This is a genomic window from Allobosea sp. 05T433 (assembly GCF_056396065.1).
In genome coordinates this window covers 168076-193493 of record NZ_JBFTKS010000013.1, presented here as the reverse complement: position 1 = coordinate 193493, position 25418 = coordinate 168076, and the positions used below count along the sequence as shown (strand labels likewise).

The window sequence follows — 25418 nt, the reverse complement described above, 5'->3', positions numbered from 1 at the left end:
GTGCGGGGGTCAGCCGGTAGAGGATCGACAGGATCATGGTGTTGATCGCGACCGACTTGCCCGAGCCGGTGGTGCCGGCGACGAGCAGATGCGGCATGCGGGCAAGATCGGCGATCACCGGCTCGCCGCCGATGGTCTTGCCGAGGCAAAGCGCCAGCTTGTGCTTGGTCGATTCGAAATCCTGGCTGGCGAGCAGCTCGCGCAGGAAGACGGTCTCGCGCTTGGCATTGGGCAGTTCGATGCCGATCGCGTTCTTGCCCTGGACGACGGCGACACGCGCCGAGATCGCGCTCATCGAGCGGGCGATGTCGTCGGCCAGCGAGATCACCCGCGACGACTTGATGCCCGGCGCCGGCTCAAGCTCGTACAGCGTCACGACCGGGCCGGGACAGGCCTGGACGATCTCGCCGCGTATGTTGAAATCCTCGAGCACCCCTTCGAGCAATCCCGCATTCTGCTGCAGGGTCTCGGTCGAGACCGCCGCCTCGGGCTGCGTCTTCGGCTCGGCAAGATAGCTCAGCGGCGGCAGCTCGAAGACGCCCGTCTGCATGAGGGGTGCGGGCGCAGGCAGCGCCTTGCGTCGTCTTGCCTGACGATCGACACCGGCAGGTTCGTCGGCCTCGCCATTCCGGGTTGGCTCAGGCTCGCTTTCCAGCTTGGCTGCAGGCAGAACGGCTTGCGCCACGCGGGGCTCGGCATGCGAGCGGCTTTCGCCGGACGCCTGCACACCGGGCGCGATGTCGCTCTTGGACCATGCAGCGCCTCCGAGTTGGAGGTTGACCGTATAGGTTTGCGACCAGCTCAAGGCCGGAGCGGAACTGGGAATGACGTTCAGTGCTAGGTCGCTAACCGGAAGAGCAAGGACCGCATCAGCGTCCCCGCTCTCGACTGAGGATGGAGCGTCTTCGGCATAGTCCCGGTGCAGAGGCGTCGCTGGCTCCTCCCACGGCGCCTCAGGCGCGGGGCTGGACATGCCTTCGGCAGAGATCGACCCAAGATCCCAGAACGCATGGTCCGAGATATTCGCGTAGAGCTCGAGTGCGCCATCCGCCTCGCTCTCAGCGGGAACGATCTCCATGACTTCCCGTGCGGCTACTTCCGGCGTGGCTTCTTCGAAACTCACATGGTCTTCGTCCGCAGGCGGGATCGCATCGCATGGATCGATCTCGACCTTGGCCTCAACGACCGCGTCGACGTCCACCATGGGTGTCGTCGTAGCCTCCAGCCCACCCCACACCTTCCGCAGGAGATGGTCCGGCGTCCTTGTGTAGCGCACACGACTGGGCGCCGCGTCAAGGTCCGGCGCTCGGTGCACGGGAGTGATGACCGCGGAAACGGGCAGCTGAGCGCGCAGACCGTGAGGGACCTGCCTCGCGGCCCTCTCGTCAGAGCTGCCGGGCATGGATGTCGGGCAATGATCGTCGTTTCCGTCGATACGTTGCGGATAGAGTTTCAACTTACGCATCGACAGTTACGGCTACTATTTTGGAAGGGACGGTGGTGCTGAATGCGTATCGGGGCAGGGTTAACGCCTCGTGAAACTCAAGCCGGACGGAGCGAGCCACGCAACGCCACAGCTTCCCTCACCGTCGTTAGATACGGGGCCTGCCGCAGTGCTTGCCGAGGGGGCTGAGCGTCGGACGCGCCAAAGGGTCGCACTTTGAAAAACATGATTCAGCTTCATTCATGATTAACCAAGCGCGCGCTTAATCAAGATCGAACACAGTTAGGGTTTCCCAGCACTGAAGATCGGGACAGCAAGCCGACCCGCTTGCGGCTCATCGTGATGAGTCTGCGTGAGCGGGGTGGGTGTTGGCGCGCGTCGGAGGCGGGAAGAGTACCAGAGTATCCCGAGAGTACGACGCATGAGTTTTTCGTCCGGTCCGACTGCTGGCCTCGCCCCTCGTGCGCGCAATCGCCGACACAGGATCCGTTTCTCCCGAATTGCCTTCGTCGTCGCGACCCTGGGTCTGAGCGCGGCAGCCGGCTTCTGGGCACAGAAGGACGGTCAGCCGATCGTCTCTGCCGTGCGTGAGCTTGCCCCCATGCTGGAACCGATCTTGGTCGCTTCCAGCCGACGCTACGATCCGCTCCTTGATCCCRACTATTCGCTGGGGCCGGCTCCTCTCACCCTTGGCGAAAGCTCTCCCCTGGCCGCCGGCTTCCAATCCGCCGCGGCGCCCCCTGCCGACCCCGTCGAGCTGCCGGCTCCGGCCGTCGAACCGGAGATCGTTGCGCCGGTGCCGCAGCCGCAGGACGCGCCCAAGCTCGCTCAGATTACGCCGCTTCCGGTGCCGCGCCCGTCCGAGCTTCGCCTTCCCGCCGATCCGGAGGCTCCGCGCGTAGTCGAGCGCCAGACCACCCGGCGGACACGGACCGCCGCCGTCCCGCCCGCGCCGACGGCAGCAGATAACCGCTCGTTCTTCGAGAAGATCTTTGGGGTGCAGCGCTCGTCGGGGCCGGCTCTCGCCTATGCAGCGCCGGAGGACGACGTCGTCGACAGGAGCCGCGGCAGAAAGCTCAGCCCGACCTTGCCGGCTTCGGCGGGCGTCTCGGCCCAGGCGACGGCCATCTACGATATCTCGGCGCGCATGGTGTACATGCCAAATGGCGACCGGCTCGAGGCGCATTCTGGGCTCGGCGACAAGATGGACGACCCACGCTTCGCGCATGTGAGGATGCAGGGTGTCACGCCGCCGCATGTCTACGATCTGAAGGAGCGCGAGGCTCTTTTCCACGGTGTGCGGGCCATACGGCTCCACCCGGTCGGCGGCAGCGGCGCCATCCACGGACGCGCCGGCCTGTTGGCGCATACCTACCTCCTCGGACCGCGAGGGGATTCGAACGGATGCGTTTCGTTCAGGGACTACGACAAGTTCCTGCAGGCCTATCTCAGGGGTGAGGTCAAACGCCTGGTCGTCGTAGCCAGCATGTAGGCCGGACTTCGCGGCCCGCGTCCGAGGCCGCTTTTCCTCCACTGCGCAACGAATCCAATCGGTCGCTGCATTGCGCCGACCCAGGCTGGCCGCTTTTCCTGGAGCAGGGGGAAGCCTATCGGCATCAAGAACAGCGCTGGCCCTATGGGAGCATGTCCATAGGGCGCGAAGATTGAGCCGGGCTGAAGCCTCGCCGCGATAAGCTTGGCCAGCCTCTTCCCTGAAGCGAGAGCACGCCGAGGGTCAGCCCTCGGCGTCGGCCTTGGTCTTGGCCTTCGACTTCGGCGCAGCCTTGGCGGCCGTCTTGCCGGCAGCCTTCTTTGCCGGCGCTTTGGCTGGCGCCTTCGCCGCGCTTGGACGCTTCGTCTTGGCGGCTGCCTTCGCTCCGCCCTTCGCGCCTCCGGCTTCGGCCTTGGCGTTGACGAGTTCGACCGCCTGTTCGAGCGTCAGGCTCTCCTGCGTCATCGCCTTGGGCAGGGTCGCGTTGACCTTGCCCCAGTTGACATAGGGGCCGTATTTGCCGGCGCGCACGACGAGCTTGCCGCCAGCAGGATGCTCGCCGACCTCCCGTCCTGGCACCGCCGCTCCACGACCGAACCGTCCTCCGCCCGCGCCGCTCTCCTTGGCGACGATAAGGTCGATGGCGCGGTTGCCGCCGAGCGCGAGGACATCGTCGTCCTTGTCGATATTGGCGTAGGTCTTGCCGTGCTGGACGTAGGGGCCGTAGCGACCGATGCCGACCAGGATCGGCTCGCCGCTCTCCGGATGCTTCGCGACCTCCTTGGGCAGCGCAAGCAATGCCAGCGCCTTGTCGAGATCGACGGCAGCCGCGCTCATGCCCTTGGGCAAGCTCTGGCGCTTCGGTTTCTCGCCCTCGCCGAGCTGGACATAGGGGCCGAAACGACCGTCACGCAGCGTCACATCCTGATCCGTGACCGGATCCTTGCCAAGGACCCGCACGCCGGGCGCGCCCTGGCCACCCTCGGCCGTGGCCTCGCCGTCATTGGCCGGAACGGTCAGCGGCCGGGTGTAGCGGCATTCCGGGTAGTTCGAGCAGCCGACGAAAGCGCCGAACTTGCCAAGCTTCAGCGAGAGCTGACCGGTGCCGCAGGTCGGGCAGGTGCGCGGATCGCCGCCATCGCCGCGCGCTGGGAAGATATGTTCTCCCAGCACACCGTTCAGCGCTTCCAGCACCTCGGTGACGCGCAGGTCCTTGGTGCCGGCGATGGCCTGGGTAAACTCTTCCCAGAACTCGCGCAGCAGCGCCTTCCAGTCGATCTCGGCATTTGAGACACGGTCGAGCTTCTCTTCCAGGCTCGCCGTGAAGTCGAACTCGACATAGCGTCCGAAGAAGCTCTCGAGGAAAGCGGTGACCAGCATGCCCTTGTCCTCGGGCACCAGCCGCTTCTTCTCGATGCGGACATATTCGCGGTCGCGCAGCGTGGCCAGCGTCGCGGCATAGGTCGAGGGCCGGCCGATGCCGAGCTCTTCCATGCGCTTGACCAGGCTCGCCTCGGAGAAGCGCGGCGGCGGCTCGGTGAAGTGCTGATCGGCGGCGATGGCGCGCTTTTCCAGCCCGTCACCCGCCTTCATCGGCGGCAGCTTCTTGCTGTCCTCATCCTCTTCGTCGTCGCGGCTCTCCTGATAGAGCGTCAGGAAGCCGTCGAAGAGCACGACCTGACCGGTGGCACGCAGCTCCAGATGACGCGAACCGACCTTGGCGGCGACGTCCACCGTCGTGCGCTCCAGCGAGGCCGATTCCATCTGGCTCGCGATGGTGCGCTTCCAGATCAACTCGTAGAGTTTGGCCTGTTCGGGCTCGAGATGGCGCACGACCATCGCTGGCAGCCGGCCGAGATCGGTCGGGCGGATGGCCTCGTGGGCTTCCTGCGCGTTCTTGGCCTTGACCGTGTATTTGCGGGGCGCGCTCGGCACATAGGCCGCACCGAACTCCTTGCCGATGACGCTGCGGGCAGCCGTGATGGCACTGCCGTCCATGTCGACGCCATCGGTTCGCATATAGGTGATGAGACCGACGGTCTCGCCGCCGATGTCGACGCCTTCATAGAGCCGCTGCGCAACCTGCATGGTGCGGGCGGGTGCCATGCCAAGCTTGCGCGAGGCTTCCTGCTGCAGCGTCGAAGTCTGGAAGGGCGGGTAGGGGTGGCGCTTGACCGGCTTGGCCTCGACCTGCGCCACGTTGAAGAGAGCTGTCTCCAGCGCCGCCTTGAATGCTTCGGCCTCCGCCCCGGTGCCGATGTCGAGCCGGGTGATCTTCTTGCCGTCGGCTCCGACCAGGCGAGCCTCGAAGGTCGCGCCGGTATCTGTCGCGAGCGTCGCAACCAGCGACCAGTATTCCCGGGCCCTGAAGGCTTCGATTTCGCGTTCGCGCTCGCAGACGAGGCGCAGGGCCACCGACTGGACGCGCCCGGCCGAGCGGGCACCGGGCAGCTTGCGCCAGAGCACCGGAGACAGGGTGAAGCCGACAAGATAGTCCAGCGCGCGGCGCGCCAGATAGGCGTCGACCAAGGCCTGATCGATCTGGCGCGGGTTGGCGAGGGCCTTCTGCACCGCATCCTTGGTCACGGCGTTGAAGGTGACGCGCTCGACCGGAATGCCCTTGATGGCGCGCTTCTGGTTCAGCGCTTCCAGCACGTGCCAGGAAATCGCCTCGCCCTCGCGATCCGGGTCGGTTGCGAGAATGATCTTCTCGGCACCCTTGGCCGCCTTGGCGATCTCCGCGACCTGCTTGGCGCCGCGCCCCTCGATTTCCCAGAGCATCTTGAAGTCGTCTTCGGGATCAACCGAGCCGTCCTTCGCGGGCAAGTCGCGAATATGCCCGAACGAGGCGATGACCTCGTAATCGGAGCCCAGGTACTTGTTGATCGTCTTGGCCTTGGCCGGCGACTCGACGACGAGGAGCTTCATGGCAGCTAAAGTCTCATGACAAAGGGGCAGGGCCAGCACGCATCGTGCCGGTCCGGCCTGGCTTGGCGCTGGGCGCCCGGGGTCAGGTTCGGAATTGCGCGCGAAAGTGGTTCAGCACGACAGCGCTGTCAAATAGGGATTGCTGCGCGAATGCAACAGTGGCGCGGCGATCAACTGTCGCTTTCCGGCCGTTCCCCGCGCGGTCGCTCCGGCCCGCCCTTGGACGAAGCGCTGGACAATGGCCATCTCGCCGCTTGCGCCGTCTTGAGTCTGTGCCTAAACAACCACCTTCAAATGACATCGCCAGCCCCGACCTATCCGCACCGCCACCTCCTCGGCATCGAGGGCCTGTCGCATCTGGATATCGAGGCTCTCCTCGATCGCGCCGAGGACTATGTCGCGCTTTCGCGACAGGTCGAGAAGAAGACGGCGACCCTGCGCGGCCGCACCCAGATCAATCTCTTCTTCGAGCCATCGACGCGCACGCAGGCCTCCTTCGAGCTTGCCGGCAAGCGCCTCGGCGCCGACGTGATGAACATGTCGGTAGCATCCTCTTCGGTGAAGAAGGGCGAGACGCTGATCGACACGGCCGCCACCCTGAACGCGATGCGCCCCGATATTCTGGTGGTGCGCCATCACGCCGCCGGTGCGGTCAACCTGCTCGCCCGCAAGGTCGACTGCTCTGTCGTCAATGCCGGCGACGGTGCGCATGAACACCCGACCCAGGCCCTGCTCGATGCGCTGACGATCCGCCGCAACAAGGGCCGGATCGCCGGGCTGACCGTCGCGATCTGCGGCGACATCGTGCATTCGCGGGTCGCCCGCTCCAACATCATCCTGCTCAATGCGCTTGGCGCAAAGGTCCGCCTGATCGCCCCCTCGACCCTGCTTCCGGTTGGCATCGAGCGTATGGGCGTCTCCGTCTTCACCGACATGAAGAAGGGACTGGAAGGGGCTGATATCGTGATGATGCTGCGTCTCCAGCTCGAGCGCATGCACGGCGCCTTCGTGCCGTCGCCGAAGGAGTATTTCCGCTATTTCGGCCTTGACCGCGACAAGCTCGCGCTGGCCAGCCCGGACGCGCTCGTAATGCATCCCGGCCCGATGAATCGCGGCGTCGAGATTTCCTCGGAAGTCGCTGACGGCGCTCAGTCCTTGATTCGCGAGCAGGTCGAGATGGGGGTCGCCGTCCGCATGGCGGTTCTGGATGCGCTGGCCCAGCATCTGCCCAATGGCTGAGCGCGGCCGAGCCATTCCCCGGCCGGTTGGAACACAACACTGAAGGCGAGACCGAGCGAGATCATGTCCGAAATGCGCGAGCTTGCGATCGTCAACGCCCAACTGGTCGATCCTGCATCGGGCCGGCAGGGGCCGGGTGCGCTTCTGCTGCGCGATGGTGCGATTGCGGAGATCGCCTGGGGCGCCGCTCCGGCGACGGGCGAGGGCGTGCAGCGGGTCGATGCGGGCGGCCTAATCCTCGCGCCAGGGCTGGTCGATCTGCGCGCCTTTCTCGGTGAACCGGGAGCGGAGTTCCGCGAAACGCTCGGCACGGGCTCGCAGGCCGCCGCGGCCGGCGGGGTCACCACGGTCGTCTGCAGGCCGGATACCGATCCGCCGATCGACGATCCCGCCATTATCGATTTCATCAAGCGCCGTGCCCGCGACAAGGCGGTCGTCAACGTGCTGCCGGCTGCTGCCCTGACCAAGGGGATCGAGGGCCGGGAGATCACCGAGTTCGGCCTGCTGCTCGAAGCAGGCGCAGTCGCCTTCACCGATGGCTCCCGGGCCGTGCGCAATCCGCAGGTCATGCGCCGCGCCATGATCTACGGCCGCGATTTCGATGCGCTGCTGATGAACCATCTCGAGGATCCGGACCTGCGCGGCGCCGGCGTGATGAACGAGGGTGAGTTCGCCAGCCGCAAGGGCCTGCCGGGCATTCCGATCGAAGCCGAGACCGTCATGCTGGAGCGGGATATCCGCCTGGCGCGGGCGACCGGCGCGCGCTACCACGCCGCGATGATCTCCTGCGCCGAATCCGTCGAACTCGTGCGCCGGGCCAAGGCCGATGGCGTGCGGATCACCTGCGGCGTCTCGATCAACAATCTGACGCTGAACGAGAACGACGTCGGCGACTACCGCACCTTCTGCAAGGTCTCGCCGCCACTGCGCCATGAGGACGAGCGGCTCGCCATGGTGGCCGCGCTGGCCGAGGGCGTGATCGATGTCGTCGTCTCCGACCATGACCCGCAGGATGTCGAGACCAAGCGCCAGCCCTTCGCCGAGGCCGCCAATGGCGCGCTCGGCATCGAGACGATGCTGTCGGCAGCGCTGCGCATGGTCCATGCAGGGCAGACCGATCTGCCGACACTGCTGGCGGCGCTTTCGACGCGCCCGGCCGCTCTGCTTGGATTGTCGTGCGGGCGCCTCTCGGTCGGAGCTCCGGCCGATCTGATCCTGCTCGATCCCGACGCGCCCTATGTCGTCGACAAGCGCAAGCTGAAATCGCGGGCCAAGAATTCGCCCTTCGACGAGGCGCGGCTCGATGGGTTGGTACGCACAACCTTCGTTGCCGGACGAGTGGTCTACGAGGCGGACGCAGTCTAAGCTCTTGCGGCGATGGCCTGGGGAAGCGGGGGCGGAATGCCTGAGATGATGAGTTTGGGCCTGCCCGGGTCTTCGGCACTGGCTGCCGTGGCCATCGGTTATCTGCTGGGCTCGATCCCTTTCGGTGTCGTTTTGACGCGCCTCAGCGGCGGACCTGATCTTCGCAGCATCGGCTCGGGCAATATCGGCGCCACCAATGTCCTGCGCACCGGCAACAAGAAGCTGGCGGCGCTGACCCTGGTGGGCGACATGCTCAAGGGCACGGCGGCCGTGCTCGTCGGGCTCTATCTGATCGGCGGCCGGGATGCTGCGCTCCTCGCCGGGCTCGGTGCCTTCCTCGGGCATCTCTTCCCGGTCTGGCTGCGCTTCAAGGGCGGCAAGGGCGTCGCCACCTATCTCGGCATTCTGATCGGGTTGAAATGGCCGATCGCGGTGACCTTCGCGGCAATCTGGCTTAGCGTCGCCTATCTCAGCCGCTATTCATCGCTTGCTGCGCTGCTCGCCAGCCTGCTGACGCCGCTGCTGCTCTGGTTCTGGGCGAACGAGCCGCGCATGGCCGTGCTGATGGCCGTTCTGACTGTGCTGCTCTGGTTCATGCATCGCGAGAACATTGCCAGGCTGCTGGACCGCAGCGAGGGCAAGATCGGCCAGAAGGGCTGATCAGGGATGGCTGGCATCGCACTCACCGATCGCCAGCGTCTCGACTGGCTCCGGCTCATCCGCAGCGAAAGCATCGGCCCACGCACCTTCCGCGCTCTGATGAATCGGTTTGGCGGTGCCGCGGCTGCGCTCGATGCGCTGCCAGAACTGGCACGGACCTCGGGCCGCAGCATCCGGATTTGCTCCGTTGCCGAGGCCGAACGCGAGATCGAAGCGCTGCGCCGGTGTGGCGGCCGACTGATCGCCCTCGGAGAGCCCGACTATCCGCGGCCGCTGCAGGCGATCGATTCCGCGCCGCCGCTCTTGCTCGTGCTTGGTCGCGGCGAGGTCCTGCTGCGCCCCTGCGTCGCGTTGGTCGGCTCGCGTAACGCCTCGGCGGCCGGCCTCAAATTCACCGCCAGGCTGGCGCAGGATCTCGGCGAGGCCGGTTTCGTCGTGGTGTCGGGGTTGGCGCGCGGCATCGATACCGCTGCCCATGGCGCGAGCCTGGGCACCGGCACGGTCGCCGTACTGGCAGGTGGGCTCGACGAAATCTATCCGCCCCAGAACGCTCAATTGTTCGAGCGACTGATCATGTCGGGAGCGGCGATCAGCGAAATGCCGATGGGGTGGGCCCCGCGCGGACGCGACTTTCCGCAGCGCAACCGCCTAGTTTCCGGGCTTGCGCTCGGCACTGTCGTCGTCGAGGCGGCACGCAAGTCTGGGTCGTTGATCACCGCCCGCTTCGCCAATGAACAGGGGCGCCAGGTCTTTGCCGTACCGGGCTCGCCGCTCGATCCGCGCGCCGAGGGCGGCAATCACCTGATCCGTGAAGGCGCGACGCTATGCGCAGAGGCCGCGCATGTCATCGAGGCGCTCGCACCGTTGCTGGGCCATGGCGGCGCCCTGCCGACAGGCCTCGCACAACCACGCGCGGGCTATGATCCGGAATCAGAATACCTCTGGGACGAACTCGATCTGCCGGAAATCTCCCCGGCGCCGAGGACGGTTCTGCCCCCTGCCATCGCCGGCTCCGATCTCGAACCACCGTCGGAAGCGGTAGGCGAAGCGGAAGGAGAAGGGGGAGGCGATGAGATCCGCGCGCGCGTCCTGGCCCTGCTTGGAGCAGCTCCCGTTTCCCTGGACGACCTGATCCGGGCCAGCGGCCGCTCCGCCCGCGATGTCGGCCGGCTGCTGATCGAGCTGGAACTCGACGGCACGATTCTGCGCCATCCCGGCGGCGCGCTTTCGCGCGTCATGCCCTGAGCGCGTCGGGACGGCCCGCCCGGCCATCAAACCTCGCGGAATCGGCMGTCAGTCGGAGGGCTTCCTTCCGTCGGAGAACGTCTTCAGTCGGATGGCTTGCCGAGCGTTCCGTGGCTCTCGATCTGGATCGTGGCCTCGATCCGGGCCATGTCGAGGAAGTAGACCAGCGTTTCGAGCTTGGCCGCCCGGGCCATCATGCGCAATTCCACACAAATGCTCTCGATGTACTCGGCAACTCCGAGTTGCTGGGTGGCGGAGCTCTCCAGGCTCACGGGAGTGGTCGAGAACGAAGCGGCCTCGAATGGCGTATGGGGAGGATTTCTGGTCTTGCGGCCTGGCCTCGGCCCTCGCGCAGTCATGGCAGCTTGCCCTTGAACGATGCGGCGCTGCGGTCGTGCAGCGACGCGATCTCAATGCGTAGAATGACCTAACGGAATAACGAATTCAATTTCTGCGTGCATCGGCAGGCGGGTCTGACGCGCGTCTGGAATCATCCCAGAAGCAGGACCGCCACCGGCAATGTCACGAGCGCCAGAAGGGTCTGCATCGTGGTGATCTCGGCCATCAACGGGGCGTCGCCACCCATGTCGCGCGCGAGGAAATAGGCCGCGGTAGCCGTCGGCACCGCAGCCGCGACCACCGTGATCGTCAGTGCGGTGCCGGTGACGCCGAACTGCCGCGCCAATATCCAGGCGACGAGCGGCATCACGACGAGCTTGAGCCCGATGGCAAGGCCATGGGCTAGTCGCGGTTGCTTCAAGCGATGGATCTCGAGCCCGGCGCCGACCACGAGCAGCCCGACACCCAGCGCCGCCCGGCCGAGGATATCGACATAGGTCGTGAGGGCCGCGGGCAGCATCCATTGCATCTGGTTGAGCAGAAGTCCGACGGCAGACGACCAGATGAAGGGATTCACTGCGATCGAGCGCGCCGTCTCTGCCGCGCTCATCGGGCGCCCGACGGCAAAGCGCGCCAAGACGAGGACGCAGAGCACGTTCAGCAGCGGGATCATCGAGGCCACCGCGATCGCCATCAACGTTGCCCCCTCACGGCCGTGCAGCCCGGCCGCCAGGGCCAGCGCGACGAAGGTGTTCCAGCGCACCGAGCCCTGCAGGACCGAGGTGAAGGCCGGGCCGTTGATTCCGACACGCGAAAGCAGGGGGCGAACGATCAGGAGGACGGTCGATACGCCGAGAATCGCGGTGACCAGGGTCAGCCCCATCGCCAGCACCGGCAACTGGCTCAGATCCGCGACGGCCAGGGTGTGAATGACGACTGCCGGGAACAGCACCTGATAGGTCAGCCGTTCGACCCCGGCCCAGTGGCTGGGGGAGACGAAACCGCGAGCCTTCAGGGCCCAGCCGGTCGCGAGCACCAGGAAGATCGCCACCAGGCTGTTGATGATCGGATTCATATCGGGACCTGGCTGCGACGGCCTTTGGCGCCGGCAGCGCGAATCCGAGCGCCGGAACAATCTGCCAAAGCTGACGTTGATGGAGGGGAAACTGTCATCGGAGGCGTTTCGTAACCCCTCTCACGACAGCCGGCCCCGAACAAGCGCGCGTCCCGCGCAGTCCGAGTTGCATCCGCCGCAATCCCGCCGTGATTGGTTCAGGCCGCATTCAAGCATGATGCCTGATCATGCGATCCAGGTTCAGGCGCGTGAATCGCAGGAGATATGACCCGTGTCTTCTCTCAGGAAATCCGCCATCGTGGCTTTGGCCACCGTCTCGGTCTCGGCCGCTGGATTCGTCCTGCCGGCGGCGGCCAGCGAGCCCCGCGCCGGCGTTGACGCAAGCCGCCTCGACAAGGCCGGCGCCGGATACAGCTACTATCGTGGACGGGGCTGGGGCTGTTGCAACCGTAACGTTGCCATCGCAGGCGCCGTTGGTGTTGGTCTTCTCGGCGCGGCTGCCATCGCAGCCAACCGGCCGGCCTATTCCGGGACCTACTACTACGATGATGGCTACGCCTACGGGGGATACGGCTACCAGCCGAGCTACTATCAGCCGAGTTACGGCTACCAGCCCGCCTATGTCTATGAGGAGCCCGTGGTTGTCTATCAGCGCCCGCGCTACCATGGCGGGTACTACGGCCCCGGTAACTATTATTCAGAGCGTGGCCCCTATGGTGGTTCCCGTAACGGAACCACCGATCCGGCGCGCGGCGGCAACTGATCGTCGGCCCGGGATTTGAGTTTTGAGGCGGACCGGCTTTGTGCGCGGTCATGGAGGACGAGAATGAGCGTTTACAGCAAGGCCCTGCTGGTCGGCCTTGGACTTGCGGCGTCGGCAGTGCTGTGGGCGGCTCCCGCCTCGGCGCAGTACTATGGCGGCAGTAACCGCGATCCTTATTACGAGCCCGGCCCGCGTTACGGGCGCGGCCCTGATCGCGGGTATGACCGCGGCTACGATCGCGGCCCACGCTATGACGACCGGCGCGGCCCACGCTACGACGACCGGCGCGGCTCCTATGATGGCGGCGGCTATGATCGCGGGCCGCGCAACAACAATCCGATGGCAGGCATGAGCCTCGAGGATCAGAAGCGCGCGATCAAGAACCACCGAGAGGCGCAAAAGAAGGCGATCAAGCGCGGCTACGTCATTCCGTAACCCGCCGCCCGGCAATGTCAGGATAGAGGCGCCGTCGCGGGAAACCGTGGCGGCGTTCGCATGTCAGGCCTCGTCGGTGTCCGGGGGCTCCATGCGCATCAGGCGATCGAGCGCACCCTGCAGGATGTAGGCCGCAGCCATCTTGTCGACCACCTCGGCGCGCTTGGCTCTCGAGGCGTCCGCCGAGAGCAAGGTGCGCGTCACGGCCAGCGTCGACATGCGCTCATCCCAGAATGCGATCGGCAAGGCGGTGAGGGGGGCGAGGTTGCGGACGAAGGCCCGTGTCGACTGGACGCGCGGCCCTTCCGTGCCATCCATGTTGAGCGGCAGGCCGATGACCAGCCCTGCGACGTCGAATTTCGCGGCGATCTTCAGCAGGGCTGCTGCGTCGAGCCCGAATTTGACCCGCTTGATCGTCTCCAGCGGCGTTGCGATCTGGCGCTCCACATCGGACAGCGCGAGGCCGATCGTCTTGGTGCCGAGGTCGAGGCCGAGCAGCCGCGCGTGATCGGGCAGATTCAGGAAGGTTTCGAGAGGAACCAGATTGGCTGACATCAGGGCCGGGTAGCACGCGCCGCCCGTACTGGCGAGCGGCGCGTGGGGGATGGCGTCTAGTTCACGTTCTGCGGGGTCACGCCGGCGGYCTTGAGTGAGGTCGCCCATTTGCTGATCTCGCTGCCAAAGCGCTTGGCATGGGCGTCGCGGCTCCATTCAGCTTCCGGAAAGGCGCTGGTGCCGACCGATTTGAAGCGCTCCAGGACGACGGGGTCCTTGAGAGCGGCCTTCAGCGCGCCGTTCAGCTTGTCGAGCGCCGCTGCCGGAGTTGCCTTCGGCGCGTAGAGCCCGTGCCAGATCGTCATCTCCAGATCGGTGCCGGCCTCGCGCGCGGTCGGCGTGTTCGGCAGCACGCCGAGGCGCTCGGTCGAGGTCACCGCATAGGCACGGACCTTGTCGCCCTGGACCTGCGGCACCGCGGTGGTCGACTGGTCGCAGAGCACGTCGACCTGCCCGGCGACGAGATCGTTCATCGCAGGACCTGTGCCGCGATAGGCAACCTGTGTGAACTTCGCGCCGAGCGCCTGCGAGAGCAGGACCGCGCAGAGATGGGCGTTCGAGCCGATCCCGGCATGGGCGATGGTCAGCTTGTCGGCCTGCAGCTTGGCGAAGGGGAAGAACGCCTTGGCGTCCACCGGCGGCAATGCGAGCTTGCCGGCCACGACCATGGGCCCGGTATTCACCAGCCCGACGGGCGCGAAAGCGGTCTGCGTGTCGTATCCGAGATTGTTGTAGAGCGAAGGCGCGGCCGCGAGCGCGAGATGGTGGATCAGCAGAGTGTGGCCGTCGGCGTCGGATGCGGCGAGGCGCTTGGCGCCGGCCGTGCCGCCGGCACCGGCGATGTTCTCGACCACCACCTGCTGGCCGAGCGTGCGACCCATATGGTCGGCAAGCAACCGCGCGATCACGTCGCTCGGTCCGCCCGCCGCAAAGGGCACGATCAATGTCAGTGGCTTGGTTGGAAATCCCTGCGCCGCCGCGGGCGAGGCAAGTCCTAGCGCCAGCAACCCCGCGAGTGCGAGGCGTCTCGTCGTCTTGGCAATCATTCATTTCCTCCGGTCGTGACGAACCGCTCTCCGGCGGCTTGGTATGGAACGGGTATGCCGCCCGCGCCTCAGCGCAGGTCGGAAAGGTAATGAGCCTCCTCGGTCAGACAGAGGCTGAGGCGTCGTTCGACGGGCATGCCGTCAAGCGCCAGAGCCACGCGGTCGATCTGCAAGGCGGGCCGGCCGGCTTCGACACCGAGCGCAGCTGCATCCACCGGGGACAGGGCGACGGCCTTCAGCTTCTCCCGCGCATGCGCGATCGTCACGCCGTAGCGCGCCGCGAACAGGCTGTAGAGATTGTTGGGCACCGGTCCATGCTCCAGCCCCGGGAACAGATGTTGCGGCAGGGTCAGCGTCTCGACGATCAGCGGCGCCGCATCGAGCGAGCGCATCCGGCGGATGCGAATGACCGGCGCCTTGTCGTCGAGATCCAGCGCAGCTTGCTCGGCTGCGTCAGCCAGTCCGGTCGCGATGCTCAGCACGGCGCTGTCGGGAAAGCGCCGCTCGCCATGGTCGGGCACCAGCTTGAAGAACTGGAACAGGATGCGGCGCTCGTCGTGCTCGGCCACGAAGGTGCCGCGCCCCTGTCGGCGAACGACGAGATTTTCGGAAGCCAGTTCGTCCAGCGCCTTGCGCACCGTGCCCTGGCTGACGCCGATCTCGGCAGCGAGTTGCCCTTCGCTCGGCAGACCTTCGCCCGGCGCCCAGACGCCATCGACGAGCCGGCGAACGAGGATCGCCTTCACCTGGCGATAGAGCGGCCGAAAGCCCAGCGGCTCAGCCGTGTCGACCGCGCCGCGCCGCTCTGCATTTTCGAGCTTGTGCACACTCATATGTCTTATATAAGACTTCACCGAGCGCAGGTCGAGCCCGATTTTCGCACGGGCCAGAGCGAACCTTCGCAAGCTTGAAGGAGGCGTTACATGAGCAAGCCCCATCTCCTGGTGCATGAGCAGAAGGACACCGTCGGTGTCGTCGTCGTCGAGGGCCTGAAGGCCGGGACGGACATGCTCTGCGTCGTCACCCACGACAATTCGGATTTTCGCCTGGCCGCGAAGATGGACATCCCGATCGGCCACAAGGTCGCGCTCAAGGACATCAAGAAGGGCGACACGATCTGGAAATACGGCCAGGACATCGGCAAGGCCGTCGCCGATATCGGCAAGGGCGAGCATCTCCACGTGCACAACGCCAAGACCAAGCGCTGGTGATCGGCACGTTCGCCGCCTGACCTGTTCCGGGGCTCCCGCCAGGGTCGAGCCCGTCAAGAAAACGAAGGAAACGCCATGTCGATCGTCGCCAATTTCGACCTCGTGAAGGGCAAGCTCGGACGCATCAAGGGCCGCAAGATCGAAGCGCCCGAGTTCAAGGCGCCGATGGTGAAGCGCCCGACCGGCCGCAGTCTCGATTCGTTCCATGGCTGGCGCCGGGAGAATGGCCGCGTCGGCGTGCGCAACCACGTCCTGCTGCTGCCGCTCGACGACCTCTCCAATGCCGCCTGCGAGGCGGTCGCCAATAATATCAAGGGCACGCTCGCGATTCCGCATGCCTATGGCCGCCTGCAGTTCGGCGAGGATCTCGAGGTCCATTTCCGCACCCTGATCGGCACGGGATCCAACCCCAATGTAGCCGCCGTCATCGTCATCGGCATCGAGGATGGCTGGACCAAGCGGGTCGTTGACGGCATCGCCAAGACCGGCAAGCCGGTCGTCGGCTTCGGCATCGAGGGCCATGGCGACATCGCCACGATCGCCAAGGCGTCCTATGTCGCCAAGGAGTTCGTGCAGTGGGCGACCGAGCTGCAGCGCGAGAAATGCGGCATCGAGGAGCTCTGGGTCTCGACCAAATGCGGTGAATCCGACACCACGACCGGGCTCTCCTCCTGCCCGACCGTCGGCAACATGTACGACAAATGGATTCCGCGCGGCGTCTATGGCGTCTTCGGCGAGACCTCCGAGATCACCGGTGCGGAGCATCTCTGCAAGGCCCGCGCCGCGACACCGGAGGTCGGCGAGCGCTGGTACAAGATGTGGAAGGCCTACCAGGACGACGTGATCGAGGCCCACAAGACCGACGACCTCTCCGACAGCCAGCCGACCAAGGGCAACATCGCCGGCGGCCTGACCACGATCGAGGAAAAGGCGCTCGGCAATCTCGAGAAGATCGGCCGGGAGTGCAAGTTCATCGACATCCTCGAGCCGGCGGAAGCGCCGGCCAAGGGCCCCGGCCTCTACTACATGGACACCTCCTCGGCCGCGGCGGAATGCGTGACCCTGATGGCGGCCGGCGGCTATGTCGTGCACACATTCCCGACGGGGCAGGGCAACGTCATCGGCAATCCGATCGTCCCGGTCATCAAGATCACCGGCAATCCCAAGACGATGCGCACCATGCCGGAGCATATCGATGTCGACGTCTCCGGCATCCTGCGCCGCGACCTGACGATTTCGCAGGCCGGCGATGCGCTCATCCAGAATATCGTGCGCACCGCCAATGGGCGTATGACCGCGGCCGAAGCACTGGGGCATCGCGAGTTTTCGATGACCAAGCTCTATCGCTCGGCCTGACCGGACACTAAACCGGCGGGCGGGCGCTATGCCGCCCGCCCTCCACCTGCCGAAGACCGGCAGAGCAAGCCGGAGCAGAGTTCTTGTCCGTCGCCTCATCCTCTCCGCTGAGCGCCTGGCGCCCCCTTCTCGACGGGATCGTGCTCTCGACCGCTGTTGCCATTGCGTCGGTCCTGGCTGAGCCGGTCCTGAAGACCTGGCTCGGCGGCAAGATCGGCATCCCTGCAGTTGTCATCGCCCTGCTGATCGGCATGGCCTTGCATCCGCTGGCGAATACCGTTCGGTTCCAGGCTGGCATGGTCTTCTGCGTCAAGAAGATGCTGCGCTGGGCTATAGCGCTGCTCGGCCTGCGCATCGCGCTCGGCGACATCATCGCGCTCGGCCTGTCGACCGCTTTGCTGGTCGTGTTCTCGATGATCGTGACAGTCATCTCCGGCTTCTGGCTGGCCCGCCTGCTCGGGCGCGAACACGGTTTTGGCGCGCTTGCCGGGGTTGCGACCGCGGTTTGCGGCGCCTCTGCGGCGCTGGCGACGGCGAGCGTGCTTCCGGATTATCGCGGCAAGGCCGCCGATGTCGCCTTCACGGTCATCGCCATGAATGCGCTCGCGACGATCGCGATGCTGGCCTACCCGCTGATCTGCGTCTGGCTCGGCCTGAGCCCGACCCAAACCGGCGTCATGCTGGGGGCCTCGATTCACGACGTCGCGCAGGTCGTCGGCGCCGGCCAGTCTGTTTCCGACGATGCGGCCAATGCTGCCGTCATCGTCAAGCTGTTCCGCGTCTTCCTGCTGCTGCCCGCGGTGCTGCTCGTCGGCTGGTGGATGGCGCGCGAAGGCGGCCATCCCAGTGATGCCAAGGTGCCGGTCCCGGTTTTCGCCTTCGTCTTCCTGGCGCTTTGCCTGGTCAACAGCGCGTTTGCGACGCAGCCCACGCTGGCCGGATTCTATGAGCCGGTGCGCGCGGCCTTGCTGGAGGCCTCGCGCTGGGGGCTTCTGATCGCGATCGCCGCGCTCGGGCTCGGCACCTCGATCGGCTCGATGGTGCGGCTGGGCTGGCGGCATCTTGTCGTCGTCACCGGGACCAGCCTCGTCATTCTCGGGCTCGTCCTCGGCGGCCTGACAGCATTGGGTTGAGCAGCCACGCAAGGCGGGAGAGCCATGACCGATATCGTCATCACCGAATTCATGGATGAGGCGGCGGTCGCAAGCCTCAGCGCCCGCTACGCGGTTCATCACGACCCTGAACTCTTCGGCAAGCCGGACGAACTCGCCCGGCTGGTCGCCGACATCCCGGCCCTCATCGTCCGCAACCAGACGCAGGTGAGAGGGGCGTTGCTGGCAGGCGCGAAGAATTTGACGGTCATCGGCCGGCTTGGCGTCGGCCTCGACAATATCGACATGGAAGCCTGCGCCGGCCGCGGCATCAAGGTTTTCCCGGCGACCGGGGCGAACAGCCTCTCGGTCGTCGAATATGTCATCGGCACGGCGATGACCCTGTTGCGCGGCGCCTATTTCGCCAATGCAGCCATGCTGGCTGGCGAATTTCCAAAGACAAAGCTGATCGGCCGCGAGATCGCCGGCAAGCGCATGGGGCTCGTCGGCTTTGGCGCCATCGCGCGTGACGCTGCGGCGCATGCCCGCTTGCTCGGGATGAGCATCGCCGCCTACGACCCCTATGTTCCAGCCGGTGATCCGGTCTGGAGCAATGTCGAGCGGCTGGAGCTCGATGCCCTGCTTGCGACCTCGGATGTAATCAGCCTGCATCTGCCGCTGACCTCGGAGACCAAGGGGCTAATCGGAAGCGCGTCCTTCGCGCGCATGAAGCCGGACGCGATCCTGATCAACGCCTCGCGTGGCGGAGTCATGGACGAGGCCGCGCTGGTCGAGGCCCTGAAGAGCGGCAGGCTCGCCGGTGCGGCGCTCGACGTCTTCGAGGAGGAGCCGCTGCGCGGCGGCGCCAAGCTCTTCGCCGGCACGCCGAACCTGATCCTGACGCCGCATATCGCCGGCAATACCGTCGAATCGAACGGGCGCGTTTCCGGCCTCGTCGCGGAGCGCGTCATCGCCGCGCTGGAGGGGCGGACATGACCCGCCTTTCTCTGGAGGAGGCCGAAGCCAGAATTGCGGCGCTGTTCGCCGCTGCGGGGACTTCAGCGGCCAATGCCGCCTCCGTTGCCTGGGCCTTGGTGATGGCCGAGGCCGACGGCTTGAAGGGCCACGGCCTTTCGCGTGTGCCGACCTATCTGGCCATGCTGAAATCGGGAAAGATCGATGGCCAGGCCGTGCCGATCGCCCGGCGACCGAAGCCCGGCGTGCTCGCCATCGACGCCGCCCATGGCTTTGCCTATCCCGCGATCGATCTTGCGGTCAGCGAGCTGCCCGAACTCGCACGCGCCCAGGGCGTCGTCGCGGCACCGATCAGGCGCTCGAACCATTGCGGCGCTGCGGGACTGCATGTCGAGCGCCTGGCCGAGCAGGGGCTCGTCGCCTTGCTCTTCGCCAATACGCCGGGCGCGATGGCGCCCTGGGGCGGCTCGAAGCCGGTCTTCGGCACCAATCCCATTGCCTTTGCCGCACCGCTCGCCGGGCGCGAGCCGGTCGTCATCGACATGGCGCTGAGCAAGGTCGCGCGCGGGCCGATCGTCGCCGCCAGACAGAAGGGCGAGCCCATCCCCGAAGGCTGGGCGCTCGATGCGGATGGCAAGCCGACAACCGACCCGGCCGCCGCGATTGCCGGCACCATGGTGCCGCTCGGCGACGCCAAGGGCGCGACCTTGGCGATGATGGTGGAGATCCTCGCCGCGGCACTGGTCGGCACGCATTTCGCCTTCCAGGCGTCCTCCTTCATCGACGACAAGGGCGGTCCACCCGATACCGGCCAGCTCATCCTCGCGATCGATCCCGCCAGCATGGGCGGCAATTGGTTCGCCGAACGCATGAAGCTGCTGGCCCACGCGATAGAGGACCAGCCAGGCACGCGCCTGCCGGGGACGAGGCGCTTGAATCTGCGTGCGAAGGCCCGCGCTGAAGGGATTCTGATCCCTGAGGAAATCCTCTCCGCCTAAAGCATCGGCCCGCAGAGTGGATTGCGGTTTTCGGGAAAGCCGATGCAAAGACAAAAGTCTATATCAACGAACCGGCTCGCATCCGGTCCGATGATCCGACTTTCTGTGTCGGCATCGGCCTGAAGTCCGCAATCCACTCTGCGGGCCGATGCCGTGAAGCTAGATCTCAGACGAAGTCGAACCGGTCGACATCGACCAGCCCCTTGTCGGTGATCTTCAGATGCGGGATCACCGGCAAGGTCAGGAAGGCGACCTGCAGGAACGGCTCGGCCAGCACGACGCCGAGCGCCCTCGCTTCCGTTCGCAAGCCCTCCAGGCCGTGCCGCACGACCTCGAAAGGCTGGTCGCTCATCAGGCCGGCAACCGGCAGCGCCAGCTCCGCCTTGACCACGCCACCATCCGCGACGGCGAACCCGCCGCCGATCTCGATCAGCCGGTTGGCGGCAGCCGCCATCGAGGCTTCGTCGACGCCGACGACGCAGAGATTATGGCTGTCATGGCCGACGGAAGAGGCGATGGCGCCGTGTTTCATGCCAAAGCCGTGGACGAAGCCGGTCGCGATGCCGTTCGTCTTGCCATGCCGTTCGATCACCGTGACCTTGACCGCGTCCTGCGTGAGATCGGGCAGGGCCTCTCCATCCCGGGCGGGCAGGGACATCGCCAGCCGCTCGGTGATGATGCGGCCCGGCACGACGCCGATGACGGGGGTGTCGCCGGACCGGGCCGCGACCTTGAAATCTCCCGGCTCCAGTCTGCGGCACCGGACACTGCCGAGGCCAACCGGCGGAATGGGCTTGCGATCCGCGAAGAGGGCCCCCTCGACGAGCCGGCCTCCCGCAAAGACAGACTTCACCTGGCAGGTCGCGAGATCATCCACGAGCACGATGTCGGCGCGCTTGCCGGGCCCGATGAAGCCGCGATCGAACAGGCCGAAATTCCGTGCAGCCGCGAGCGTCGCGACGCGATAGGTCGCAAGCACATCCGCCCCGGCGGCGATCGCAGTGCGGATCATGTAGTCGAGATGGCCTTCCTCGGCGATGTCGAGCGGGTTGCGATCATCAGTGCAGAACGCGAGGAAGGGCGAGGCGTCGCGGGTGATCAGCGGGATCAGGGCATGCAGGTCCTTCGACACCGAGCCCTCGCGGATCAGGATCGCCATGCCCTTGGCGAGTTTTTCGCGCGCCTCCTCGGCCGTGGTCGTTTCATGATCGGTGCGGATGCCGGCCGAGAGGTAGCCGTTCAGGTCCATTCCACGGACCAGCGGGGCGTGGCCATCGATATGCCGGTGAGAGAAGGCTTCGAGCTTGGCGAGGCAGCCGGGATCGCGGTGAAGCACGCCCGGGAAGTTCATGAACTCGGCGAGCCCGATCACCTTGGGATGGTCCATCAGCGGCGTCAGGTCGCCCGCCTCCAGTCGGGCCCCTGCTGTTTCCAGATGCGTCGCCGGCACACAGCTCGAGAGCTGCACGCGCAAATCCATGCGCATCGCCTCGGCGCAGCGCAGGAAATAGCTGATACCCTCGACGCCAAGGACATTGGCGATCTCGTGCGGGTCGCAGATCGCGGTCGTGACCCCGTGCGGCAGCACGCAGCGCTCGAACTCGAACGGCGTCACCAGCGACGATTCGACATGAAGATGCGTGTCGATGAAGCCGGGCACCGCGATCAGCCCCCGGGCATCAAAGCTCGCGATGCCCTCATAACGGCCATAGGTGCCGACGATCGTTCCACCGCAGAGCGCGATATCGGTCTCGACCAGGGCGCCGGTGACGAGATCGAACAGCCTGGCGCCGCGAATGACGAGATCGGCCGGCTCGTCGCCACGGCCCTGGGCAATGCGGCGGGAAAGGGTTGCGGCGTCGGTCATGGCGAGGGTTCCATTTGGTCCAGGCGTGGCAGCGTGCACGTCGCCCGATGCAAAGTCGACTTGGACGGCGCGCGTTGCCGGCCTAGATAGGCTGTCTTGCCCGTCAGCCTAAGGGGTTCCGCCATGAAGCTCACCTGGTTCGGCCATTCGGCCTTCCGCCTCGATCTCCCCGGCGCTTCGCTGTTGATCGATCCGTTCTTCACCGGCAATCCGGCCTTCGAGGGTAATGCCGCCGAGGCATCGAAGGGCGTCAGCCATATCGTGATCACCCATGGCCATGGCGACCATATCGGCGACACGCTTGCCATCGCCGAGGCCAATCACGCGACCGTCGTCACCAATTTCGACCTGTGCATGTACCTTGCCTCGAAGAGCCTGAAGAAGTTCGAGCCGATGAATACCGGCGGCACGGTCGATCTCGGCTCCTTCCAGACCACCCTGGTCAGGGCAGATCACTCGGCCGGCCTGGTCGAGGCCGGTGTCGCTTTCCCGCTCGGCAGCGCCAATGGCGTGGTCATCAAGGCCCCGGGCGAGAAGACGCTCTGGCATATGGGCGACACCGACATCTTCCCGGGCATGGCGCTGATCAGCGAACTGAATGCCGTCGACATCTGCATCTGTCCGATCGGCGACCGCTTCACCATGGGCGCGAAGACCGCGGCGCTGGCCATGACCCGCTTCGTCAAGCCGAAGGTCGCGATCCCCTGCCATTACGGCTCCTTCCCGATCATCGCCCAGAATGCCGACGAGTTCGTCGCGGCGTTGAAGGGCAGCGATGTTCGGGCCCTCGTGCCCGGGAAGGGCGAGGCGGTCGAGATCTGACGCAAGGCCGCGTCATCCGGGATCGGCAACGAAGCGCGCTATTCCCGTCTCCATCCAGCTTCGGTCCATGACGATGGATCCCGGCGTTCTGGCCGGGATTCCGACGACCCGTCAGTATTGACTTATCCTTTTGCCGCCGACGCGCTATAGCGCGGGCAAATCAGTTTCGGCTTGTTCAGCCACAGTTTCAGGAGCCTGCCATGTCGGTCGATCTCGCCACCGTGAAGCGCGTCGCGCATCTGGCGCGCATTGCCGTGCCCGAGGCCGATCTGCCCAAGCTGCAAGGCGAGCTCAACGCCATTCTCGGCTTCGTCGAGCAGTTGGACGAGGTCGATGTCAGCGGCGTCGAGCCGATGACATCGGTCACGCCGATGGCGATGACGCAGCGCCAGGATGTCGTCACGGATGGCGAGATCGCCGATCGGATCGTCGCCAATGCGCCGGTCTCCGAGGACAATTTCTTCATGGTGCCGAAGGTGGTCGAATAGGCGCTGATCCGCCCGTTCTATCTCCCCGGAAGCGCCAGGCGCGCTCCGCGGGCTCCTCCCAGTTCAATTTGCCGGAAACCACTGACGTGACCGACCTGACCCGCCTGACGCTGACCGAGGCCCGCGACGGCCTCAAGGCAAAGACCTTTTCCGCGACTGACCTCGCCAAGGCGCATATCGCCGCCATCGAGAAGGCCCGCGCGCTCAACGCCTTCGTGCTGGAGACGCCGGACCACGCGCTGAAGCAGGCCGCGGCCTCCGATGCCAGGCTGGCGAAGGGCGAGGGCGGCCCGCTCGAAGGCCTGCCGCTCGGCATCAAGGACCTCTTCGCCACCGAGGGCGTGCGCACCACCGCCTGCTCGAAGATCCTTGGCGAGTTCGTGCCAGCCTATGAATCGACCGTGACGAGCCAGCTCTGGCGCGACGGCGCGGTGATGCTCGGCAAGCTCAACAATGACGAGTTCGCCATGGGCTCGTCGAACGAGACCAGCGCCTTCGGCAATGTCGTCAATCCCTGGCGCCGCAGCGGCTCGAATGTCGGAGCAGGTGGCTCCGGCGCAATCGAGGGCAACCATCTGGTTCCGGGCGGCTCGTCGGGCGGCTCGGCCGCCGCCGTCGCCGCCGACCTCTGCCTGGCCGCCACCGCGACGGATACCGGCGGCTCGATCCGCCAGCCGGCGGCCTTCACCGGGACAGTCGGCATCAAGCCGACCTATGGCCGCTGCTCACGCTGGGGCACGGTCGCTTTCGCTTCCTCGCTCGACCAGGCCGGTCCGATCGGCAAGACGGTGCGCGACAGCGCCGTGATGCTGCGCTCGATGGCCGGGTACGATGCCAAGGACACGACCTCCGCGAACCTCGCCGTGCCGGACTACGAGGCCGCGGTCGGCCGCTCGGTGAAGGGCATGAAGATCGGCATTCCCAAGGAATACCGGCTCGACGGCATGTCGCCCGAGATCGAGGCTCTCTGGCAGCAGGGCATCGCCTGGCTGAAGGCAGCCGGTGCCGAGATCGTCAACATCTCGCTGCCCCACACGAAATACGCTCTGCCCGCCTATTACATCGTCGCGCCGGCGGAAGCCTCCTCCAACCTCGCCCGCTATGACGGCGTGCGCTACGGCCTGCGCGTGCCGGGCCGCGACATCGTCGAGATGTACGAGAAGACCCGCGCCGAAGGCTTTGGCGCCGAGGTCAAGCGCCGCATCATGATCGGCACCTATGTGCTCTCGGCCGGCTATTACGACGCCTATTATCTCAAGGCCCAGAAGGTCCGCACGCTGATCAAGCGCGATTTCGAGTTGGCCTATGCCGACGGAATCGACGCCGTGCTGACGCCGGCGACGCCCTCGGCGGCCTTCGGCATCGGCGAGAAGGGCTCGTCTGATCCGGTCGAGATGTATCTCAACGACGTCTTCACGGTCACGGTGAACATGGCCGGCCTGCCGGGCATCGCGGTGCCCGCCGGACAGGATGCGCAGGGCCTGCCGCTTGGCCTGCAGCTGATCGGCCGCCCCTTCGACGAGGAGACGCTGTTCTCGCTCGGCCAGGTCATCGAGGACGCGGCTGGCCGCTTCACGGTTGGCGAGAAGTGGTGGGCGTAAGCGCCTGAGCGCGGCGCCAATCCCGGGAGCCTCCAGGCAGGAGCCCGGGATTCGTCACCTGGATCTTCGAAGTTTCCGGATCGTTTCCGGCTCTGCATCACCTTGCGGTTTGTCCGGCATGGCGCGGACAGATTTCCGCTGGACCATGCTTTGGGTCTAGGCTGGCGGCATGATCTTCAGCCGCGCCATCGCCTGGGCCTGTCTCACTTTCCTGCAAGGGGCGCTGGCCTTCGTCGCCGCGCTCCTGCTTCTCCTGATCATCGTGCAGCAGGTGAGGGGCGATGCCGGTGCGCAGCCCCTCGCGAACCTGATCGCGGCTGCGGTGGCGGCTGGCGTCGCCTTCGCGTGCCGGCTCCTGGCTCGAAAGTTCGCCTAAAAGAGAAACCCCGCCTTGCCGGATCGGCAAGGCGGGGTTTCGTTGTT

At 66.0% G+C, this 25418-nt stretch carries 23 protein-coding genes and 1 pseudogene; 16 read left to right on the top strand and 8 right to left on the bottom strand.

What is annotated here, in order from left to right:
- Positions 1–535 (bottom strand): annotated as a pseudogene (locus tag AC1DGP_RS19365) (DNA translocase FtsK); the annotation flags it as partial.
- 1330 nt (positions 536–1865) lie between these two features.
- Here AC1DGP_RS19365 and AC1DGP_RS19360 point away from each other — a divergent pair.
- Positions 1866–2936 (top strand): DUF2778 domain-containing protein, encoded by a 1071-nt coding sequence (locus AC1DGP_RS19360; RefSeq protein ID WP_476832428.1) that lies wholly within the window; start codon positions 1866–1868, stop codon positions 2934–2936.
- 243 nt (positions 2937–3179) lie between these two features.
- On the opposite strand, the gene topA is transcribed toward AC1DGP_RS19360, so the two are convergent.
- Positions 3180–5864 (bottom strand): type I DNA topoisomerase, encoded by a 2685-nt coding sequence (topA, locus tag AC1DGP_RS19355; protein WP_441507623.1) that lies wholly within the window; start codon positions 5862–5864, stop codon positions 3180–3182.
- Between the two features lie 294 nt (positions 5865–6158).
- Here topA and AC1DGP_RS19350 point away from each other — a divergent pair, with 294 nt between their 5' ends.
- The 4 genes from AC1DGP_RS19350 (at position 6159) to dprA (ending at position 10373) form a co-directional block, all read left to right on the top strand.
- The gene (locus AC1DGP_RS19350; protein WP_069880943.1) at positions 6159–7103 is read left to right on the top strand and encodes an aspartate carbamoyltransferase catalytic subunit; all 945 of its coding nucleotides are present in this window, start codon (positions 6159–6161) and stop codon (positions 7101–7103) included.
- A 72-nt stretch (positions 7104–7175) separates the two neighbouring features.
- Positions 7176–8468, top strand: coding sequence for a dihydroorotase (gene pyrC, locus AC1DGP_RS19345; RefSeq protein ID WP_441507668.1), 1293 nt, complete (start codon positions 7176–7178; stop codon positions 8466–8468).
- 48 nt (positions 8469–8516) lie between these two features.
- A complete protein-coding gene (gene plsY, locus AC1DGP_RS19340) occupies positions 8517–9128 on the top strand; it encodes a glycerol-3-phosphate 1-O-acyltransferase PlsY (RefSeq protein ID WP_441507669.1) in 612 nt (203 codons plus the stop codon).
- 15 nt (positions 9129–9143) lie between these two features.
- On the top strand, positions 9144–10373 hold the full coding sequence (dprA, locus tag AC1DGP_RS19335; protein ID WP_441507670.1) for a DNA-processing protein DprA: 1230 nt from the start codon (positions 9144–9146) through the stop codon (positions 10371–10373).
- 83 nt (positions 10374–10456) lie between these two features.
- Here the strand turns inward: dprA and AC1DGP_RS19330 are convergent, their stop codons facing one another.
- Together AC1DGP_RS19330 and AC1DGP_RS19325 are read right to left on the bottom strand one after the other, a co-directional pair.
- Positions 10457–10645, bottom strand: a complete 189-nt coding sequence (locus AC1DGP_RS19330; RefSeq protein ID WP_441507624.1) for a hypothetical protein — start codon at positions 10643–10645, stop codon at positions 10457–10459.
- Positions 10646–10863: 218 nt separating this feature from the next.
- Positions 10864–11787 (bottom strand): AEC family transporter, encoded by a 924-nt coding sequence (locus tag AC1DGP_RS19325; RefSeq protein WP_441507625.1) that lies wholly within the window; start codon positions 11785–11787, stop codon positions 10864–10866.
- Between the two features lie 271 nt (positions 11788–12058).
- On the opposite strand from AC1DGP_RS19325, the gene AC1DGP_RS19320 reads away from it, so the two are divergent.
- Both AC1DGP_RS19320 and AC1DGP_RS19315 read left to right on the top strand, forming a co-directional pair.
- Positions 12059–12550 carry a hypothetical protein gene (locus AC1DGP_RS19320; protein WP_441507626.1) on the top strand — a complete coding sequence of 164 codons (492 nt, stop codon included), beginning with the start codon at positions 12059–12061 and terminating at the stop codon, positions 12548–12550.
- A 63-nt stretch (positions 12551–12613) separates the two neighbouring features.
- Entirely contained in the window at positions 12614–12985 is a 372-nt protein-coding gene (locus tag AC1DGP_RS19315) for a hypothetical protein (protein ID WP_441491574.1), read from the top strand.
- Between the two features lie 63 nt (positions 12986–13048).
- Here the strand turns inward: AC1DGP_RS19315 and ruvX are convergent, their stop codons facing one another.
- From ruvX to AC1DGP_RS19300, 3 genes are all read right to left on the bottom strand, one after another.
- A complete protein-coding gene (ruvX, locus tag AC1DGP_RS19310; protein WP_441491575.1) occupies positions 13049–13540 on the bottom strand; it encodes a Holliday junction resolvase RuvX in 492 nt (163 codons plus the stop codon).
- A 56-nt stretch (positions 13541–13596) separates the two neighbouring features.
- On the bottom strand, positions 13597–14586 hold the full coding sequence (locus AC1DGP_RS19305) for a tripartite tricarboxylate transporter substrate-binding protein (protein WP_476832427.1): 990 nt from the start codon (positions 14584–14586) through the stop codon (positions 13597–13599).
- 68 nt (positions 14587–14654) lie between these two features.
- Complete coding sequence (locus AC1DGP_RS19300; protein ID WP_476769745.1) at positions 14655–15419, bottom strand: GntR family transcriptional regulator; 765 nt, start codon at positions 15417–15419, stop codon at positions 14655–14657.
- 90 nt (positions 15420–15509) lie between these two features.
- On the opposite strand from AC1DGP_RS19300, the gene AC1DGP_RS19295 reads away from it, so the two are divergent.
- The 5 genes from AC1DGP_RS19295 (at position 15510) to AC1DGP_RS19275 (ending at position 20217) form a co-directional block, all read left to right on the top strand.
- A complete protein-coding gene (locus AC1DGP_RS19295) occupies positions 15510–15797 on the top strand; it encodes a UxaA family hydrolase (protein ID WP_043234293.1) in 288 nt (95 codons plus the stop codon).
- A 165-nt stretch (positions 15798–15962) separates the two neighbouring features.
- A complete protein-coding gene (locus AC1DGP_RS19290; RefSeq protein WP_441507671.1) occupies positions 15963–17153 on the top strand; it encodes a UxaA family hydrolase in 1191 nt (396 codons plus the stop codon).
- An 83-nt stretch (positions 17154–17236) separates the two neighbouring features.
- Entirely contained in the window at positions 17237–18286 is a 1050-nt protein-coding gene (locus AC1DGP_RS19285) for a YeiH family protein (RefSeq protein WP_441491578.1), read from the top strand.
- A 24-nt stretch (positions 18287–18310) separates the two neighbouring features.
- Positions 18311–19240: a hydroxyacid dehydrogenase gene (locus tag AC1DGP_RS19280; protein ID WP_441491579.1), complete on the top strand. Its 930-nt coding sequence runs from the start codon at positions 18311–18313 to the stop codon at positions 19238–19240.
- On the top strand, positions 19237–20217 hold the full coding sequence (locus tag AC1DGP_RS19275; RefSeq protein WP_441507629.1) for an Ldh family oxidoreductase: 981 nt from the start codon (positions 19237–19239) through the stop codon (positions 20215–20217). Before AC1DGP_RS19280 ends, AC1DGP_RS19275 begins: the two co-directional genes overlap by 4 nt.
- 166 nt (positions 20218–20383) lie before the next feature.
- On the opposite strand, the gene ade is transcribed toward AC1DGP_RS19275, so the two are convergent.
- A complete protein-coding gene (ade, locus tag AC1DGP_RS19270; RefSeq protein ID WP_441507630.1) occupies positions 20384–22084 on the bottom strand; it encodes an adenine deaminase in 1701 nt (566 codons plus the stop codon).
- 123 nt (positions 22085–22207) lie between these two features.
- Between ade and AC1DGP_RS19265 the strand changes: the two genes are divergently transcribed.
- From AC1DGP_RS19265 to AC1DGP_RS19250, 4 genes are all read left to right on the top strand, one after another.
- On the top strand, positions 22208–22906 hold the full coding sequence (locus tag AC1DGP_RS19265; RefSeq protein ID WP_441507631.1) for a metal-dependent hydrolase: 699 nt from the start codon (positions 22208–22210) through the stop codon (positions 22904–22906).
- Between the two features lie 200 nt (positions 22907–23106).
- Complete coding sequence (gene gatC / locus AC1DGP_RS19260) at positions 23107–23394, top strand: Asp-tRNA(Asn)/Glu-tRNA(Gln) amidotransferase subunit GatC (RefSeq protein ID WP_113512524.1); 288 nt, start codon at positions 23107–23109, stop codon at positions 23392–23394.
- Positions 23395–23480: 86 nt separating this feature from the next.
- Entirely contained in the window at positions 23481–24995 is a 1515-nt protein-coding gene (gene gatA / locus AC1DGP_RS19255; RefSeq protein WP_441507632.1) for an Asp-tRNA(Asn)/Glu-tRNA(Gln) amidotransferase subunit GatA, read from the top strand.
- A gap of 169 nt (positions 24996–25164) precedes the next feature.
- Positions 25165–25371 (top strand): hypothetical protein, encoded by a 207-nt coding sequence (locus AC1DGP_RS19250; RefSeq protein WP_441507633.1) that lies wholly within the window; start codon positions 25165–25167, stop codon positions 25369–25371.
- Positions 25372–25418: the final 47 nt, after the last annotated feature.

Coding starts and splice junctions, on each gene's coding strand:
- topA (WP_441507623.1), bottom strand. CDS start 5,864: ATGAAGCTCCTCGTCGTCGAGTCGCCGGCCAAGGCCAAGACGATCAAC.
- AC1DGP_RS19350 (WP_069880943.1), top strand. CDS start 6,159: ATGACATCGCCAGCCCCGACCTATCCGCACCGCCACCTCCTCGGCATC.
- pyrC (WP_441507668.1), top strand. CDS start 7,176: ATGCGCGAGCTTGCGATCGTCAACGCCCAACTGGTCGATCCTGCATCG.
- plsY (WP_441507669.1), top strand. CDS start 8,517: ATGAGTTTGGGCCTGCCCGGGTCTTCGGCACTGGCTGCCGTGGCCATC.
- AC1DGP_RS19325 (WP_441507625.1), bottom strand. CDS start 11,787: ATGAATCCGATCATCAACAGCCTGGTGGCGATCTTCCTGGTGCTCGCG.
- AC1DGP_RS19315 (WP_441491574.1), top strand. CDS start 12,614: ATGAGCGTTTACAGCAAGGCCCTGCTGGTCGGCCTTGGACTTGCGGCG.
- ruvX (WP_441491575.1), bottom strand. CDS start 13,540: ATGTCAGCCAATCTGGTTCCTCTCGAAACCTTCCTGAATCTGCCCGAT.
- AC1DGP_RS19300 (WP_476769745.1), bottom strand. CDS start 15,419: ATGAGTGTGCACAAGCTCGAAAATGCAGAGCGGCGCGGCGCGGTCGAC.
- AC1DGP_RS19295 (WP_043234293.1), top strand. CDS start 15,510: ATGAGCAAGCCCCATCTCCTGGTGCATGAGCAGAAGGACACCGTCGGT.
- AC1DGP_RS19290 (WP_441507671.1), top strand. CDS start 15,963: ATGGTGAAGCGCCCGACCGGCCGCAGTCTCGATTCGTTCCATGGCTGG.
- AC1DGP_RS19280 (WP_441491579.1), top strand. CDS start 18,311: ATGACCGATATCGTCATCACCGAATTCATGGATGAGGCGGCGGTCGCA.
- AC1DGP_RS19275 (WP_441507629.1), top strand. CDS start 19,237: ATGACCCGCCTTTCTCTGGAGGAGGCCGAAGCCAGAATTGCGGCGCTG.
- ade (WP_441507630.1), bottom strand. CDS start 22,084: ATGACCGACGCCGCAACCCTTTCCCGCCGCATTGCCCAGGGCCGTGGC.
- AC1DGP_RS19265 (WP_441507631.1), top strand. CDS start 22,208: ATGAAGCTCACCTGGTTCGGCCATTCGGCCTTCCGCCTCGATCTCCCC.
- gatC (WP_113512524.1), top strand. CDS start 23,107: ATGTCGGTCGATCTCGCCACCGTGAAGCGCGTCGCGCATCTGGCGCGC.
- AC1DGP_RS19250 (WP_441507633.1), top strand. CDS start 25,165: ATGATCTTCAGCCGCGCCATCGCCTGGGCCTGTCTCACTTTCCTGCAA.